This is a genomic window from Ruegeria sp. N11 (assembly GCF_056531525.1).
On sequence record NZ_JBQFLX010000008.1, the window covers coordinates 146741 to 162498 of the forward strand.

The 15758-nt window shown below is 57.1% G+C and carries 16 protein-coding genes and 1 tRNA gene; 8 read left to right on the top strand and 9 right to left on the bottom strand.

The genetic code is table 11. The features are described from left to right. Positions 1–45: 45 nt before the first annotated feature. Positions 46–231: a hypothetical protein gene (locus ACR0J8_RS10615; RefSeq protein ID WP_170678855.1), complete on the bottom strand. Its 186-nt coding sequence runs from the start codon at positions 229–231 to the stop codon at positions 46–48. A 121-nt stretch (positions 232–352) separates the two neighbouring features. On the opposite strand from ACR0J8_RS10615, the gene ACR0J8_RS10620 reads away from it, so the two are divergent. Further along, positions 353–877: a CBS domain-containing protein gene (locus ACR0J8_RS10620; RefSeq protein WP_480524636.1), complete on the top strand. Its 525-nt coding sequence runs from the start codon at positions 353–355 to the stop codon at positions 875–877. A gap of 61 nt (positions 878–938) precedes the next feature. Here the strand turns inward: ACR0J8_RS10620 and ACR0J8_RS10625 are convergent, their stop codons facing one another. Further along, a complete protein-coding gene (locus ACR0J8_RS10625; RefSeq protein WP_480524638.1) occupies positions 939–1697 on the bottom strand; it encodes a metallophosphoesterase family protein in 759 nt (252 codons plus the stop codon). A gap of 177 nt (positions 1698–1874) precedes the next feature. Between ACR0J8_RS10625 and ACR0J8_RS10630 the strand changes: the two genes are divergently transcribed. Continuing rightward, the gene (locus ACR0J8_RS10630; RefSeq protein ID WP_480890072.1) at positions 1875–2897 is read left to right on the top strand and encodes an NAD-dependent epimerase/dehydratase family protein; all 1023 of its coding nucleotides are present in this window, start codon (positions 1875–1877) and stop codon (positions 2895–2897) included. Positions 2898–2941: 44 nt separating this feature from the next. On the opposite strand, the gene nqrF is transcribed toward ACR0J8_RS10630, so the two are convergent. The 6 genes from nqrF to ACR0J8_RS10660 are packed head-to-tail and all read right to left on the bottom strand — an operon-like array spanning position 2942 to position 8802. After that, the gene (nqrF, locus tag ACR0J8_RS10635) at positions 2942–4165 is read right to left on the bottom strand and encodes an NADH:ubiquinone reductase (Na(+)-transporting) subunit F (protein WP_170678858.1); all 1224 of its coding nucleotides are present in this window, start codon (positions 4163–4165) and stop codon (positions 2942–2944) included. 10 nt (positions 4166–4175) lie between these two features. After that, positions 4176–4784, bottom strand: coding sequence for an NADH:ubiquinone reductase (Na(+)-transporting) subunit E (gene nqrE, locus ACR0J8_RS10640; protein ID WP_170614093.1), 609 nt, complete (start codon positions 4782–4784; stop codon positions 4176–4178). After that, positions 4784–5437, bottom strand: coding sequence for an NADH:ubiquinone reductase (Na(+)-transporting) subunit D (locus ACR0J8_RS10645; protein ID WP_170614094.1), 654 nt, complete (start codon positions 5435–5437; stop codon positions 4784–4786). Before ACR0J8_RS10645 ends, nqrE begins: the two co-directional genes overlap by 1 nt. Beyond that, positions 5437–6252 (bottom strand): Na(+)-translocating NADH-quinone reductase subunit C, encoded by an 816-nt coding sequence (locus ACR0J8_RS10650; RefSeq protein WP_480524644.1) that lies wholly within the window; start codon positions 6250–6252, stop codon positions 5437–5439. Before ACR0J8_RS10650 ends, ACR0J8_RS10645 begins: the two co-directional genes overlap by 1 nt. Then, the gene (locus ACR0J8_RS10655; RefSeq protein WP_480524646.1) at positions 6245–7453 is read right to left on the bottom strand and encodes an NADH:ubiquinone reductase (Na(+)-transporting) subunit B; all 1209 of its coding nucleotides are present in this window, start codon (positions 7451–7453) and stop codon (positions 6245–6247) included. The genes ACR0J8_RS10650 and ACR0J8_RS10655 overlap by 8 nt, the downstream gene beginning before the upstream one ends. A gap of 5 nt (positions 7454–7458) precedes the next feature. Next, on the bottom strand, positions 7459–8802 hold the full coding sequence (locus ACR0J8_RS10660) for a Na(+)-translocating NADH-quinone reductase subunit A (RefSeq protein ID WP_480524648.1): 1344 nt from the start codon (positions 8800–8802) through the stop codon (positions 7459–7461). A gap of 299 nt (positions 8803–9101) precedes the next feature. Between ACR0J8_RS10660 and ACR0J8_RS10665 the strand changes: the two genes are divergently transcribed. The 6 genes from ACR0J8_RS10665 (at position 9102) to ACR0J8_RS10690 (ending at position 14860) form a co-directional block, all read left to right on the top strand. Next, complete coding sequence (locus ACR0J8_RS10665; protein ID WP_480524649.1) at positions 9102–10217, top strand: THUMP domain-containing class I SAM-dependent RNA methyltransferase; 1116 nt, start codon at positions 9102–9104, stop codon at positions 10215–10217. A gap of 131 nt (positions 10218–10348) precedes the next feature. Then, positions 10349–10425 (top strand) — tRNA-Pro (locus tag ACR0J8_RS10670). Between the two features lie 144 nt (positions 10426–10569). Continuing rightward, on the top strand, positions 10570–11523 hold the full coding sequence (locus tag ACR0J8_RS10675) for a tyrosine-type recombinase/integrase (protein WP_480890078.1): 954 nt from the start codon (positions 10570–10572) through the stop codon (positions 11521–11523). 571 nt (positions 11524–12094) lie between these two features. Then, entirely contained in the window at positions 12095–13054 is a 960-nt protein-coding gene (locus ACR0J8_RS10680; RefSeq protein WP_480890080.1) for a DNA-primase RepB domain-containing protein, read from the top strand. A gap of 64 nt (positions 13055–13118) precedes the next feature. Beyond that, entirely contained in the window at positions 13119–14417 is a 1299-nt protein-coding gene (locus ACR0J8_RS10685) for a hypothetical protein (protein ID WP_480890083.1), read from the top strand. Continuing rightward, positions 14414–14860 (top strand): hypothetical protein, encoded by a 447-nt coding sequence (locus ACR0J8_RS10690; RefSeq protein ID WP_480890086.1) that lies wholly within the window; start codon positions 14414–14416, stop codon positions 14858–14860. The genes ACR0J8_RS10685 and ACR0J8_RS10690 overlap by 4 nt, the downstream gene beginning before the upstream one ends. On the opposite strand, the gene ACR0J8_RS10695 is transcribed toward ACR0J8_RS10690, so the two are convergent. Then, positions 14845–15318 (bottom strand): hypothetical protein, encoded by a 474-nt coding sequence (locus tag ACR0J8_RS10695; protein WP_480890089.1) that lies wholly within the window; start codon positions 15316–15318, stop codon positions 14845–14847. The two genes, ACR0J8_RS10690 and ACR0J8_RS10695, sit on opposite strands and share 16 nt — an antisense overlap. Positions 15319–15758: the final 440 nt, after the last annotated feature.

Sequence of the window (15758 nt, forward strand, 5' to 3'; positions counted from 1 at the left end):
CTAGCCGGGCATATGCCAGCGCCCCATTACAGAGTCAAATCGACATCACAGTTTCAGCGGCAGAAAACCCAGCACCAGCAATCCGACCCCGGCAGGTACACCAAACAGCCAGGCCCGTTTTTGCCATCCCGCCTGCTGCTGTTTCCACGCCATTCGGAAATTGTGACCACACACCACGACGGCGAAAAAGATCAGCGCAGCCAGCGGCGGTGTCAGATAAAGGTCTGTCAACGGGTCGGGATTCCTTGTTTGTCAGCAATTTTCCGGGATCAGGGCATTTGCACCCTATACAGGTCGGTTCGCTGCGGTAAGGTGAAAAGACAGCCATCTCGGATAAAAGAGGAGATTGCCCATGGCCCCAAGCTCTTATCAGCCCCCCACACGCGGCGACAAATCTGGTTCTGCGACCTATAGCCAGTCAGCGGATTCAAACCTGTCGCATACGCAAACGACCGTGGCCAAGCTGCTTGAGGGTAAAGGTGATGCGGTGTTTGCGGTGCGCCCCGCCGATACGATTCATTCGGTAGTGGAACTGCTGAAGGAAAAAAGAATCGGTGCAGTGGTCGTGACCGATCAGAACGGAACCTTGCAAGGCATTCTGTCAGAACGCGACATCGTGCGGCGCATGGCGGATACCCCTGGCCAGACTCTGCCGCAGTCGGTCGAAGATCTTATGACCAAGGAAGTCAAGACCTGTTCGCCCGAAGACCTGCTGAACGATGTTCTGAAGACAATGACCGATGGACGTTTCCGCCACATGCCGGTTCTGAGTGATGGCCACCTGCACGGTGTCATCACGATTGGCGACGTTGTTCACTTCCGTCTCAAGGAACTGGAATACGAAGCGCTGCGCATGAAGCAGATGATCGTCGGTTGACCAAGTGACCTTCCGGGTTGCGGGTCGCATTTTCACTGGCCCGCGTCCCGAGTTGCGCAGATCAGGTCGAAATAAAACGAACGCCGCCTCTGTAAATTTCGGCTGCCGTCAGGCGGTTCGTTGCAAATGCCCCGGTATCGACTGAGACGACGCCATTGTTGACCCTTGGGCGGTCTATGATTGTGTGTCCGTGCACAACCCATTGGCCGTCTGCCCTGCGTCGTCTTGGAAACATCGGATGCCCCCACAAACAGACCTGTCGCTGCTGGTCATCCACCGTCAGGTCGGGATCCAGCGCGGCATGGACGACAGTTACGTTTCCGCTTGACCAGATTAGTGGTCTGTCCCGTAGCCATGACAGCAGGCCCGTGCCCATGACCTGCTTCAACTTGCCAGCAACCGCTTCGGCAATTTCATTTGTTGGATGAAGGTCAAATTCGGTAATCCCGAATGAAGCCAGTGTCTGGAATCCGCCATTACGGAACCAATGATGTGCATAGCGTCCGGGCTCGTCCAAAAATCGCAGCAGCATGTCTTCATGATTGCCCATGAGGCACACGACTGGCCTGTTTGCTGCCGTGTCGAAGTGCTGCAGATGTCGCAGGACCTGTGCGCTGTAGTCACCCCGGTCGATGTAGTCCCCGACAAAGATCAAAGGGCAGTCGTCTTCAACCCTCATCAGCAGGGCCTGAAGCAGGTCCAGCCGGCCATGAATGTCGCCAATTACGACAAACCGATCATCAGGAGCGATTCCGGGAACGGCTGTTTCCCGATCGTGCCGTGCCCGGCCAATAAACCCTTTGATCCAGCTCGTAACCATGTTCTACGTTCCCTAACCCGACCCGTTGGCAACGACAATCCCGGGCCGCCCGCTCAGTACTTGACCGTCGGTGCCGGGCGTTTGATATGACAAGCTAAAGTTAGATCTGGGCCTGGCAGGTTCAAAGACGATCTTATCGCAGGCAGCCATGTGGTTTGAAAGGTTCTTGGGGATTTCATGAAACGAGTTTTGGTAACGGGAACTGCCGGGTTTATCGGATTTCATCTGACAAAACTGCTCCTGGCCGAAGGGTTTCGGGTGCATGGCTATGACGGCATGACCGACTATTATGACGTGGCGCTGAAACAGCGCCGGCATCAGATGTTGCTGCAGACGCCGGGCTTTTCAGCCACCGAAGACATGCTGGAAAACCACGAGCGCCTGATGCAGGTCGCAGACGACTTCAAACCCGAGGTCATCATCCACCTGGCTGGCCAGGCCGGTGTGCGCTACAGCCTTGAAGCGCCACGCAGCTACGTTGAATCCAACATCGTCGGGACATTCAATGTGATGGAGGTTGCCCGGACCCATCAGGTAGAGCACCTTCTGATGGCTTCGACGTCTTCAGTCTACGGAGCGAATGAGGACATGCCGTTCCGGGAAACCGACAAGGCCGACGGGCAACTGACCATCTATTCCGCGACCAAGAAGGCCAATGAATCGATGGGCCATTCCTATGCCCATCTGTGGGGCCTGCCGACCACGATGTTCCGGTTCTTTACAGTTTACGGCACGTGGGGCCGCCCTGATCTGGCTTACTTCAAGTTCACCGATGCCATTCTGAACGACCGTCCCATCGACATTTACAACAACGGCGACATGTATCGCGACTTCACCTATGTCGAGGATCTGGTACGGGGCATTCGCCTGCTGATAGATGCCGCCCCTGTGCGGCCTGACAGCAAAGATGAGATCGCCGTGGGCGACAGCCTGTCACCGGTTGCGCCCTTCCGGGTAGTCAACATCGGCAACTCGGACAAAGTCCGCCTGATGGATTTCATAGAAGCTATCGAGGACGCGTTGGGTAAGAAAGCGATCCGGAACTACATGCCGATGCAAATGGGAGATGTTCCGGCGACCTGGGCCGACACCAGTTTGTTGCAAAACCTGACCGGTTACAAACCCCAGACCGATATTCATACCGGTCTGGCCAAATTCGTTGAATGGTATCGGGAGTACTATAAAATTCCCGCCTACTGAAAATGCGGAACAAAAAAACCGGCGCTAATTGCGCCGGTTTCTTCTTAACCGCCGAAGTCGTCCAGCATGATGTCTTCGCGGTCCACTCCGAGATCCAGCAGCATGTTGATGACGGACTGGTTCATGATTGGCGGACCGCACATGTAGAACTCGCAGTCTTCCGGTGCCGGGTGGTTCTTGAGGTATTCCTCGAACAGGACGTTGTGGATGAAGCCGGTGTAGCCTTTCCAATCGTCCTCGGGCTGCGCATCCGAAAGGGCCACATGCCATTCGAAATTGTCGAACTCCTCGGCCAATTGGTCGAAATCCTCGACAAAGAACATCTCTTTCTTGGAACGCGCACCGTACCAGAAGGTGATCTTGCGGTTGCGATTCTCAAGGCGCTTGAGCTGATCGAAGATATGGCTGCGCATAGGCGCCATACCAGCGCCACCGCCGATGAAGACCATCTCTTTCTCGGTCTCGCGGGCGAAGAATTCACCAAATGGACCAGAAATCGTGACCTTGTCACCCGGCTTCAGGTTGAAGATGTAAGACGACATCTGACCCGGCGGGATACCGTCGGACCCCGGAGGCGGTGAAGCGACACGGACGTTCAGCATTATCATGCCTTTTTCGTCCGGATAGTTGGCCATAGAATAGGCGCGCTCGATCGGTTCGTTCACGACGGATTTGTACTGCCACAGATTGAACTTGTCCCAATCTTCGCGGTACTCGTCCTGCACGTCGAAATCGGTATAGGCCAGTTGGTGCGCGGGGGCCTCGATCTGGATGTAGCCGCCAGCACGGAAATTGACGTCTTCGCCTTCCGGCAGATCCAGAGTCAGCGCTTTGATAAAAGTGGCCACGTTGTCGTTCGAACGAACGGTGCATTCCCACTTCTTGACGCCAAAGACCTCTTCGGGAACTTCGATGTCCATGTCCTGCTTGACCGCGACCTGACAGGACAGGCGGTCACCGCAGGATGCCTCTCGCTTGGTGATGTGGCTTTCTTCGGTGGGCAGGATCGAACCACCACCCGAATGCACCCGCACACGGCATTGCGCGCAGGTTCCGCCACCACCGCAGGCGGAAGGAACGAACAATTTCTCGGCCGCAAGCGTCTGCAGCAGTTTGCCACCCGCCGGAACCGAGATGGTTTTCTCGCCATTGATGGTGATGTTGACGTTGCCGGTAGACACCAACCGCGAGCGTGCCGCCATAATGATGGCGACAAGCGCCAGAACGATCATCGTGAAAAGGATTACGCCTAGGCTAAAAGTTTCCATTGCGCCCTCCTTACAGTTTCACGCCAGAGAAGGACATGAAGGCCATCGCCATCAGTCCCGCGGTGATGAAGGTAATGCCCAACCCCTGCAGACCGTCCGGAATATCCGAATATTTCAGCTTTTCACGAACGCCTGCCATCGCTGTGATCGCTAGCGCCCAACCAAAGCCGGAAGACAGACCATAGGTGGCGGCCTCAGCGAAGTTATAGTCACGCTCGACCATGAACAGCGAGCCACCGAGGATGGCGCAGTTCACTGTAATCAGCGGCAGGAAGATCCCCAGCGCGTTGTAAAGCGGTGGGAAGTACTTATCCAGGATCATCTCGAGGATCTGAACCATCGCCGCAATCACGCCGATGTACGAGATCAGCCCAAGGAAGGTCAGGTCCACATCCGGGAACCCGGCCCAGGCCAAGGCGCCCGGCTTCAACAGATAGCTGAGCAACAGATTGTTTGTCGGCACGGTGATCGCCTGAACGACCATCACCGAAATACCCAGACCCAGCGCGGTCGAAATCTTCTTGGAAACGGCTATGAAAGTACACATGCCGAGAAAGAAACTGAGCGCGAGGTTTTCAACAAAGATGGCCTTTACGGCCAGAGAGATAAGCCCTTCCATCAGTGCGCCTCTACCTGCTGGATTTTGTATTCACGTTCTTCGACCTGGTTCGGCTTCCACGTGCGGAAGGCCCAGATGATCAGACCGATGATAAAGAACGCGGACGGCGGCAGCAGCAGCATGCCGTTGGGTACATACCAGCCGCCATTGTTGACGGTCTCCAGAATGGTGACTCCGAAGAGCGACCCGTTCCCGAACAGTTCGCGGATGAAACCAACCAGCAGCAGGATCAGACCATAGCCCATTCCGTTGCCCATGCCGTCGATGAAGGACGCGACAGGCGGGTTTTTCATAGCGAACGCCTCGGCGCGGCCCATCACGATACAGTTGGTGATGATCAGACCGACGAAGACCGAAAGCGTTTTCGAAATCTCGAAGGCATAGGCCTTGAGAACCTGATCCACCAGGATCACCAGCGAGGCGATGATCACCATCTGGACGATGATCCGGATCGAGCCCGGGATCTGGTTACGCAGGCACGAGATAAAGAAGGACGAGAACGAAGTCACGAACGTCACCGCCAGCGCCATCACGAAGGATACCTGCAGCGAAGAGGTCACCGCCAGCGCCGAACAGATGCCAAGCACCTGCAGGGTAATCGGGTTGTTGTCGACAAGCGGGTCGACCAGCATCTCTTTCTTGGTCTGAGACATCAGAACTCTCCTGCTTGCAGTTTGGCCAGGAACGGAGCGTAGCCCGCATCGCCCATCCAGAATTTCACCAGGTTATCGACGCCAACAGAGGTCAGCGTGGCACCGGCCAGCGCGTCGACATAAAAGTCCGGGCCGGCGGCAGGCTGAGATTTGGCGACGGTGATTTGCAGATCGCCCGCGTCATCACGAAGTTTCTTGCCATTCCACAGCGCTTTCCAACGCGGGTTGTCCACTTCCGCGCCAAGGCCCGGAGTTTCGCCATGCTGATAGAACTGCAGGCCAAAAATATCGTTGCCGTTGTTTTCCAGCGCGATAAAGCCATAGAGCGTGGACCACAGGCCATAGCCGTGCAGCGGCAGGATGACCTTATCCAGTTCACCAGCATCATCCCGCAGCAGGTAGATCACTCTGAACTTGGACTTCCGCCCAATTCCAGCAGGATCGTCATCCAAAGCAATACTCAATTCGGGATCGCTGGCGGCGGCAATGTCATCAAATGTGGTTGGGTCAAACTGGTCATCGACGAATTCGCCGGTGGCCAGTTCCAGAACGTGCGGCTCAAACGCAGCGAAGGCCTCGGTCACGTTGATGCCGGGTTCGTAAACACCAGCGACCTGCAAAACGTTGACTTGCTTGTCCTTCAGCTTGTTCGCTTCCTGTACCGGGCGAAGGCTGACGGCTGCGGCGGAAACGACCATCGAAGCTACCAGACAAACGGCGACAGCAACAAAGATCGTCTTGCCAACCGAGTCCGGCGAGGCCGCCAGGAACCGGGCAATCGCCCCCTTGGGTTCTTGGGGTTGCGTATCAGACATGGCGACGCGCCCTCCGTTTGATGTTGGCCTGAACGACGAAGTAATCGATCAGCGGTGCAAAGACGTTACCGAACAGGATGGCCAGCATCATGCCTTCGGGGAAAGCGGGGTTCACTACGCGGATCAATACAACCATGACACCGATCAGCGCACCGTAGATGTACCGACCCAGATTGGTGTGGCTTGCCGAAACGGGTTCGGTCACCATGAACGCCAGGCCAAAGGCGTATCCGCCCAGCACAACGTGCCAGTACCATGGCATCGCGAACATCGGGTTGGTGTCAGAACCGATCAGGTTCAACAGCCATGTAAACGCGATCGTCCCGGCCAAACAGCCCACGATCAGGCGATAATTGGCTATTTTGGTCATCAGCAGGAAGGCGAGCCCGATGATACAGGCCAACGTCGATGTCTCGCCAAAGCTGCCCTGGATGGTTCCGAAAAACGCGCTGGACCAGGTGATGCCCTCAGCCGCAAGGGCCTGAACGCCTTCAGCTGCTGTTACCCCCAACGCTGTTGCGCCCGAAAAGCCGTCGACTGGCGTCCACACCGCATCGCCCGACATCTGCGCCGGATAGGCGAAGTACAGGAAAGCACGACCTACAAGCGCAGGGTTGAGGAAGTTCTTGCCAGTGCCACCAAACACCTCTTTGCCGATCACGACACCGAAGATGATGCCCAAAGCCACCTGCCACAGGGGTGTAGTTGCCGGCATGATCAGCGTGTAAAGCATTGAAGTGACAAGGAAACCTTCGTTCACCTCGTGGCCGCGCACGGTGGCAAAGATGACCTCGAAGATACCGCCTGCAACAAGCGTGACGATGTAGATCGGCAGGAAGTAAAGCAATCCGTGCATCACGTTGGCAAACAGGCTGGACGGGTCCAGTGAAATGCCAAACATCTGCAACAGGGCGATCCGCCAGCCCGTGGCTGAGTCCGGCCCAAGGGCCGCAATCGCGGAATTGGCCTGATAGCCCGTATTCCACATACCCCACAGGATACAGGGGATCGTCGCGATCACGACATAAGTCATGATCCGCTTCATATCCACGTAAGACCGCGCGTGGGGGGCGACGGAGGTGACTGTTTTCGGAGTGTAGATGAAGCTTTCGACCATCTCGTAGATGGGGAAAAGCTTCTCGTACTTGCCGCCCTTGGTAAAGTTCGGCTCGATCCGGTCAAAGAAGTTGCGCAAACCCATTCGGATCAGCCCTCCTTTTCAATCTTGGTCAGGCAGTCGCGCAGCGCCAGCCCATATTCATATTTCGCCGGACAGGCAAAGCCGACAAGGCCAAGGTCCTCTTCGTCCAGCTCCAGCGCACCCAGCGCCTGTGCGGTGTCAGTATCCATCACCAGCAAAGCACGCAACAATTGGGTCGGCAGGTAATCCTGCGGCATCAACTCTTCGAACGTGCCGGTAGGAACCATGGCCCGGCGACCGCCGTTCAGGTTCGACGTCAGCGCGTACAGCTTTTTGGCAAAGGCCGAGCCCAATACAGGCTGCACCGCGAATTTCGAGGGCATCGGTCGGATCCAGCCCATCGGGATCTGGTCCGCGTCTTCGCGAATGATTGTAATCTGACGCGCAAAGCGGCCCAGATAGGCGGTCGGACCCTCGGCGTGCTGACCGGACAGGATCGACCCGGAAATGATCCGGGCGCTGCCGTCAACATTGACCTCGTCACGGGTCAGATCATCGGTCGATGCGCCCATGACCGTGCGGATCAGGCGCGGTTGACGTGCCCCGGGACCTGACAGCGCAATTACAATATTCGGGTCCAAATGGCCGGTCTGCATCAGACGGCCAATGGCGATCACATCCTGATAGCCGATCGTCCAGACACGCTTGTCCCCTGCCAGCGGCTCGAGGAAATGGATATGCGTTCCGGCCAGGCCTGCGGGGTGCGGTCCGGAAAAACCCGCCGCTTCAACCCCGGGCAATTCGGTGCCGGGCAAGGTGTCACCATCCTTGTGGCACAGATAGGTTTTGCCGTCCGTCAGGTGTGAAATCGCGCCGAGCCCGGCGGCAAAGGCATCACCGGCATCGGCGATGATCAGTGCTGCATCCGCTGCCAGCGGATCACTGTCCATCGCGGTTACGAAGATCGCTGCGGGTCTGGTGCCCGGTTCAGGCATCTTCGAATACGGGCGGGTTCGGAATGCGGTCCAAAGACCTGCGGCGCAAAGCTTTGCCGCAACACCTTTGGCGCTGTCCGTGTTACCCGTGCCCGAGAAATCGATGCCGGTGTCGTTGACATCCGAAACCTCGATCACGACGCTTTGGAGCACGCGCCGGGCGCCGCGATTGATGGCAATGACCTTACCGCTGAGCGGTGCGACCATCATCGCATCAGGCGCATCCTTGTGGCAGAACAGCGGCGCGCCGCGCTGTACTACTTCACCTTCCTGAACCAGCATCTTGGGCTTGAGCCCCACAAAGTCCCTGCCCAGAACGGCAACCGTCGAAAACTCGGGCCCCGGCTGAATCTTCTGTTCGGGCGCCCCCGCTATCGGCAGATCCAACCCTTTTTTAAGTTTGAAAGTTTGCATGTTGCTACGTTCTTCCAAGCCTCTTATTTGCGCCCGCTATCACCGACCTTAATCAGGTTGGCACAGGATAGCGCGGATATTCATACGATTATTGTCGCGAAAGCGCCAGAAACCGGTTGAATTCCGTAAGCATAACTTCGGTCCCGGTCCCTTTACGCGGGGAATACCACAAACGCAAACCTGTTACCGCCTAAATTAAAGTTCTCAGGTCACAATACCGAAACAAACCTGTGTTTTTTGGGAACAAGTCCAAAAAATAGGATATCGCCCTGCCCGTTCTTCCGGTGTAAGCAGCCGATATGAACACTTCCGACGATCTTGACATCTTTTTGGTTGCCACTCCGGGCCTTGAAGCGCCGCTTTGCGCCGAGGCGCTGGAACAAGGATTCGCAGACGCGCGCAAAGTGCCGGGCGGCGTCAGTTGCCGTGGCAACTGGGCCGAGGTATGGCGCGCCAATCTTGTCCTTCGAGGCGCCAATAAAGTTCTGGTGCGGATCGGCAGCTTCCCGGCCATCCACCTGGCGCAGCTCGACAAACGGGCCCGCAAATTTCCCTGGGCTGACGTCCTGCTGCCCGATCTCCCCGTCCGGGTTGAAGCTACCAGCCGAAAGTCACGCATTTATCATGCCGGAGCGGCCCGACAGCGCGTCGAAAGAGCGATCTCGGAAACTCTTGGGGCTCCGATCTCCTCGGACGCGGACATACGTGTGTTGCTGCGGATCGAAAGGGACATTTGCACAATCTCGATCGACAGTTCAGGCGATCCGCTGCACAAGCGCGGCCACAAACCAGCGATTGCAAAGGCCCCCATGCGGGAAACCATGGCGGCCATGTTCCTGCGGGAATGCGGATTTGACGGGACAGAACCCGTTTTGGACCCGATGTGCGGCTCAGGCACTTTTGTCATCGAAGCGGCCGAAGTGGCCTTGGGATTGGCACCGGGGCGGTCGCGGCACTTTGCCTTTGAAAAGCTTGCGACTTTCCGCGCCGACGAATGGGAAAAACTGCGCCAGCCCGCTCCTCCGCACGATTCCGTTCCGACGTTCCACGGATCTGATCGAAACGCTGGGGCGGTCGAGGCCGCATCCTCCAACGCATCACGCGCCGGCGTCACGCAGATTACGCGGTTTCAGCACCGCGCAATCAGCGACATCAAAGCACATGAAGGACCGTCGGGATTGGTCATAGTCAATCCGCCATATGGCGGCAGGATCGGCGATGAAAAGCGGTTGCGGTCCCTTTATGGCAGCATGGGAAAAGTGCTGATGTCACGATTTGCCGGCTGGAGAGTCGGCATTGTAACCAGCAGCCAGTCGCTGGCTCGCGCAACCCGGCTGCCGCTGTTGCCACCGGGTCCCATAGTGGACCATGGCGGAACAAAGATTCGCCTGTATCGCACGGATCCACTGACCTGATGCTATCTGTCCGACAGGTGAATTGTTCAAACGAAGTTTTTTACCGGTTTTTTTCGAGTATTTTTCCGAACGACCAACTTAGAATCCCCCTTGCGCATCCAGTTCACCGGGTATAGATCACCCGCCACGGTCGGAGTGTAGCTCAGCCTGGTAGAGCACTGTCTTCGGGAGGCAGGGGTCGGAGGTTCGAATCCTCTCACTCCGACCAGTTCAACTGCTTGATGTTGTTGAAACATCTGGATGCAGTTGCACGCAACGGCACCGTGTCGGTTGTCTGATCGCTGCACTTCCGCTGCACCAAGCACGCAAACACGGCGCAAGACGTCCATCATCGCACGAGGAGAGATGCGAGATGGCGACGATCAACAAGCGACCAAGTGGCAAGTGGCAGGCGACGGTGAGACATGCAGGCCGGTCAGCAAGCAAGACGTTCACGAAGCGAGCTGATGCAGTGATGTGGGCACGCGATGCGGAGATGCGCGCAGAACGTGGCGAGTTGTACAAACCTAAGCCGACAACTGTTACACTGTCAGACGCACTGCACCAGTTGGCAGACGAGATGCCGAGCGAACGATGGCGGCTGCACGCACTTGCTCGCACGAAGTTGGCAACGTTGCGCATCGATGTGCTCACTGCTGCCGACGTGGCGACGTGGCGCAACCGACGCGTACGGGAAGCCAAGCCATCCACTGTCGTGCGTGAGTTGTCGTTGATGCAGACAGCCATCGACTGTCAGCTTGAAGACAACGATGCCAACCCGGTGCGCCACGTGAAGCGGCCACGCATCAGCGACCGGCGCGACAGACGGCTGACAGACGACGAGTGGCAACGGCTTCTTGATGCGGCGGGGCACTGCAAGAACGCATTGATGCTGCCACTGATGGTGTTGGCACGTGAGACGGCTTGTCGACGAGGCGAACTGCTTTCGATGCGGTGGTGTGACGTTGATATACAACAACGGGTTGTGTTGCTGTCGAGGACGAAGAACGGACACTCACGGTTTGTGCCACTCAGCCCGATGGCGGTTCAGGTGTTGACCACGTTGCCGCGCGCTGATGACCGAGTGTTGCCCATCTCTGAGAACGCCGTGCGACTGGCGTGGCAGAGGCTGCGTGCGCGTGCTGGTGTCGAAGACATCAGGCTGCATGACTTACGCGCGCAAGCCGCAACAGACAAGCTGCTGGAAGGGTGGTCAGTGGCCGAAGTGCAAGTACTTACCGGGCATCGTGACGCGGGCGTGCTTCTTGAACGATACGCAAGGCTGCGAGCGTCGGACATCGTCGCCAAGTTGCATGCTGTTGAGTGACGTGTAGTGCGAGAACATACACTGCATGTTGTGTTTCGCAGCGCATGTTCGCGGCATGCACACAACATGTGGTAGTTTTGGGCTTGACCTCTGGGCCAGTTTGTGCCACCTTCGGACATACTGGGAAACTGTCCCAGAAGTCCTGACCAAAGACCGCAACGTGCCATCACTCTGTCGGAGTGGCGTTGCTTAGGCGGCACCAGATCACCAGACATCGGAGCCGCCAACTTGTCACCGCTCAGCAAGCAAGAAACCGCAGATCACATCGGGGTCTCACTTCGAACTCTGAGCCGCATGATGATGGACCATCGGAACGGCGACACAACCGCTTGTCCTCCTTGGTATCGGCTTCGAGGTCGGGTGCAGTTCTGCCAGTGTGAGGTCGATGCCTGGCTGAGGGTACTACGGCGTCCGAACGATGGCTGTGAGGCCCGATCGGCTACCCGAGATCAGGCAAAACGGCTTGAAAGTCATCAGGTGACAGGGGCGGCGCTTTGCTTCGCCGAGGGGTCTGGATCAAAGGTCGCTCAGGAAGACAGCCTTGTGCCCACCGCGAACCGAAGAGGCAGTGATGACTGATCGGCGTCGCATCTGGCTTCACAAACTGGTTGATGCACTGCCCTGCGAAACGTTCGACATACGCATCATCTCCCTTGGCGGCAAAGTCGTGGCTTGCCGTCAGTTTACACCCAAGCAGTTCATCGCCTCAGCCGACTGGTTTGCAGCGATGTCGGCAAAGTCGCATCACGTTTTCTTCCGCCCTGATGGACCTCTGACGCACGTACTCGTGGACGACATCAGCGCCGACGCACTGCACTTGATGGCGTGCGACGGCATCAGGCCAAGCGTCGTCGTCGAAACCAGCCCCGACAACTTTCAAGCATGGGTCACTCTTTCCAGTCGCAACCAAGCGCCTGATGTGCACGCTGCGGCTTGCCGTGTCTTGGCCGAGCAGTACGCAGGTGATCCCAGCAGCGCCAAACCAACGCAACATGGCAGAGTACCGACGACGCGCAACCCGAAGCCGTTGCGCGCTCTACCTGATGGAAGGCCACCGCTCGTGCTGGTGTATCAAAGTCGGGAGCACGTACCGCGCTTGCGCTTCAACAAAGGTCTCACCCATGAAGCGCATCAGCAGGCTTTGTCGCGACAAAGCATACGTATCGAGCAGGTCGAAGCATACGGCGAGCGCAAGCCACAGATCGGTAGCACCGAGAGTGACGTCAGCATCGTGAAGGCGATGATCGACGAGACGACAGCGCAGTTTGGCGGAAACCGAAGCAGGGCTGACGCACATGTCGCAACGTTCTTACTCACAAACGGATCAGCGCCCGAACAAGTCGAAGTGCTGTTGATGGCGACATCTGAGAAAGCACGGGAACGCGAAACGAGCCGTCACGGTGCTGGTATCCGCTACGTGGAACAAACAGTGCGAGGCTCACTTCAGTACATCAACTCAACTGCAAAGACAGCGCCAGCCACGGCGAAGCCGGGACGAGAGACCGACGAGCGAGCACCAAGGCGATCATGAAGGGGCGACCCGTGAGGCCAGCCAACTGGAAACAGCGGACGAAGAAGGAGGGAAGCAAGCTGTGATGACAAACAAACCAAACCTGAAAGGCCAGAAAGAGCGGGCTTCAGAACAGTGCACGCAAAGTGCATCTTCTCGTGCCCAGTTGCCCAGAGAAGAAGAACTGGGCAACTGGGCACAAGCCGATGACGTAGAAACGAAGCTGCATGCAAAGCAAGACATGGCGTGCAGCAACGTGGTTGTGTTCAGCGAAGACATCAGGACGGCACTACCGGAAGTACCGGGGCACTACCTTGTGCGCGGCTTGCATCCTGTTCCGAGGCGTGATGCGAGCGGTGAGTTGCAGCGTGATGAAACAGGCACCGTGCCACTTGTTCCACGCATCGGCGGGAAACTGATCAGCGAGACACGTTTCGTCGATGACGCGGTAGACACGTTGCAAGACCACCTCCCAGCCGAACATGGGCGTGTGTTGCGAGCGCTGATGCGAGCCGTAAGACCGCTTCGCCAGAGCGAGGTCATACCGCTTGCGCGACTTGCAGAGACGACAGACGAAGTGATCGCTGAACAAGAGCACGGTCCTTTGCGGCAAGACCAGTGCTGGTATCGCGTACCCACGTCATGCACTCACATCGCTGACCTCTCGTGGTCCAAGTTTGAGCCGATGTTGAACGACCGAGATGCCGACGTGCTTCTCGACACCATGCGTGAACGCGGCAAGCATCTCGACACTTCGTTCGATGATGACAGAACGTATGACTACGAGCGACTGCGGGGGTTGGTTTCAGACGTGACGCAGATCAACGAGCACGAGTTCGATCAGATCATCGACGACTTCGCTGCGGCGCGTTTGTTGGTTGTGACCGAGACGCACGGCACGCGCGGCGCGCTGTTGAACCATCTGGTGATGGCGCAGGCGTACCCGAGCACAAAGCCCGCTCTGGCACGCGCCGCACCAAACGGAAACGCCAGAACCGAGACCGTCACGCGCGATGACGTGAAGGCAACGGGCGAGCGCAAACCCAAGAACAAGAAACGTGACGAGAGCAAAGCTGCGTGGCGTAAACTGGCTGGCGAACGCGGCAAGCAGTTGGCGCGACAGTCGGAGTTGTTTGAAGTTCAGGAACAGATACACGCCGACGAGATGGCAAAGAAGGAGGTGCAGTTCGAAACGATGGTATCTGTGATCGACAAGATGCAAGCTAACGTTGACAGACAGCAAGCACTGTTGGCTGAGGCGCGGCACGTGCTCGGTCGAGCGGACATCAACGACGCACAGAAAGTCGATGCTCTGGGCAGTGTATTCGACGCATCTGCTGATGATCCAGTGCATGATGCAGTCAAGGTGGGAGCATGCCGATGAACGACAAGTCGCTCACACGCAGCAGCATGGACACGCGCCACCAAGTTTCCCAAGCGCTGACCGTTCCTGATGTGCAAGTCGAACTGTCGAACTCAGCGGCACTGCGCGCTTTCCACGGCTTGTCGCGGCACGGGCAAGCGATGCTGATGGCGATGATACGGTGGGTGTCGCGCGAAGAACACATCGACGACGACAGTCCGGTCCTGCGTGCGGCGGCTGATGAAGCGGGCTTGTCGGAGTGGTCAGCACGTGAAGGCGCGAACGAGTTGATCAGTTCCGGTTTGCTAAGACGCACAAAGCAAGGCGCGATGGTGCTACACCCGATGTTTTCAGTGATCGGTCATCGGCTACGTCGCACTGCTCAAGCGGTTGTCAACAACGGAGAACTCATACAGTACGAACATCTTCGCGGTGACGGTTTTGAGCGTCACTCCCAAGCCTGACGCATGACTTCGCACTCTTCGATCTGATCCATGTTTCTGAGTTCAAAGAGTACATAACTTTCCCGTGCATCAAAGTAGTCTTTCGGTCCTTTGCGTTCGCCAAACTCCTGATGCAGGACCTGTTCAGTTCGTTGGTGCACGTTACGAGCAACGAGTGCGCGCGCAGCGCGACTTGTGCTCGGGTCTGATGCAAGAGCTGTCCACGCAGCAAGCTTGAACTGGTCGACTTCTTGATCATGCGCCCACACTCTGTTCAAACCCCACGTTTGATCGTTCACATCCGCGAGATCGCTCGAGCGCACAGCAGCTTGTGAAAGCACGTACTGGACGTTCGCAAGAACAGCGCACTCAGTCATCGCATCTACAAAGACTTGCATCTGTGCATCATCTTGTGCGGCTGCAGGCCGGTGCCACAAAGCCGTGACAACGAGAACAGCCATACACAACGTGAAACGCATGTTGTTATCTTTCCGAACAAGTTACTCCCGTAAACTGTCATACACGTCGCAAGAACTGAAGTGCGCGCGCGGAACGCTTGCCGGAAACCAATCCCCTCGCGCTTGCGCCCTGTCATCTTGCACGAACTGGACGATCCTACTGCGCAACTACAGCCAAAGTGGGTCAAAGACTTCATGCGTGCAGTTCAAGTCGTAAAGCGCCACTGTAAGGGCTGCTCTCACCACCAACTGGCCTCAGAGCAGCGCTTCGAGGGAGAGCATCGCAGGTTTCACTACTGTCGCGTGTGCTGGTTTGAACCTACGAAACAAGGGTGTGCACACGTGTGGTTCTGTGCGGAAAAGTATCGCTCAAAGGAAGTGTTGAAGTGGTACTTTGCAGACACAAGCAACAATCAAATCTCTTTGCGAATCGTTGCGCCAATCCAGCCAGCAGAATACCG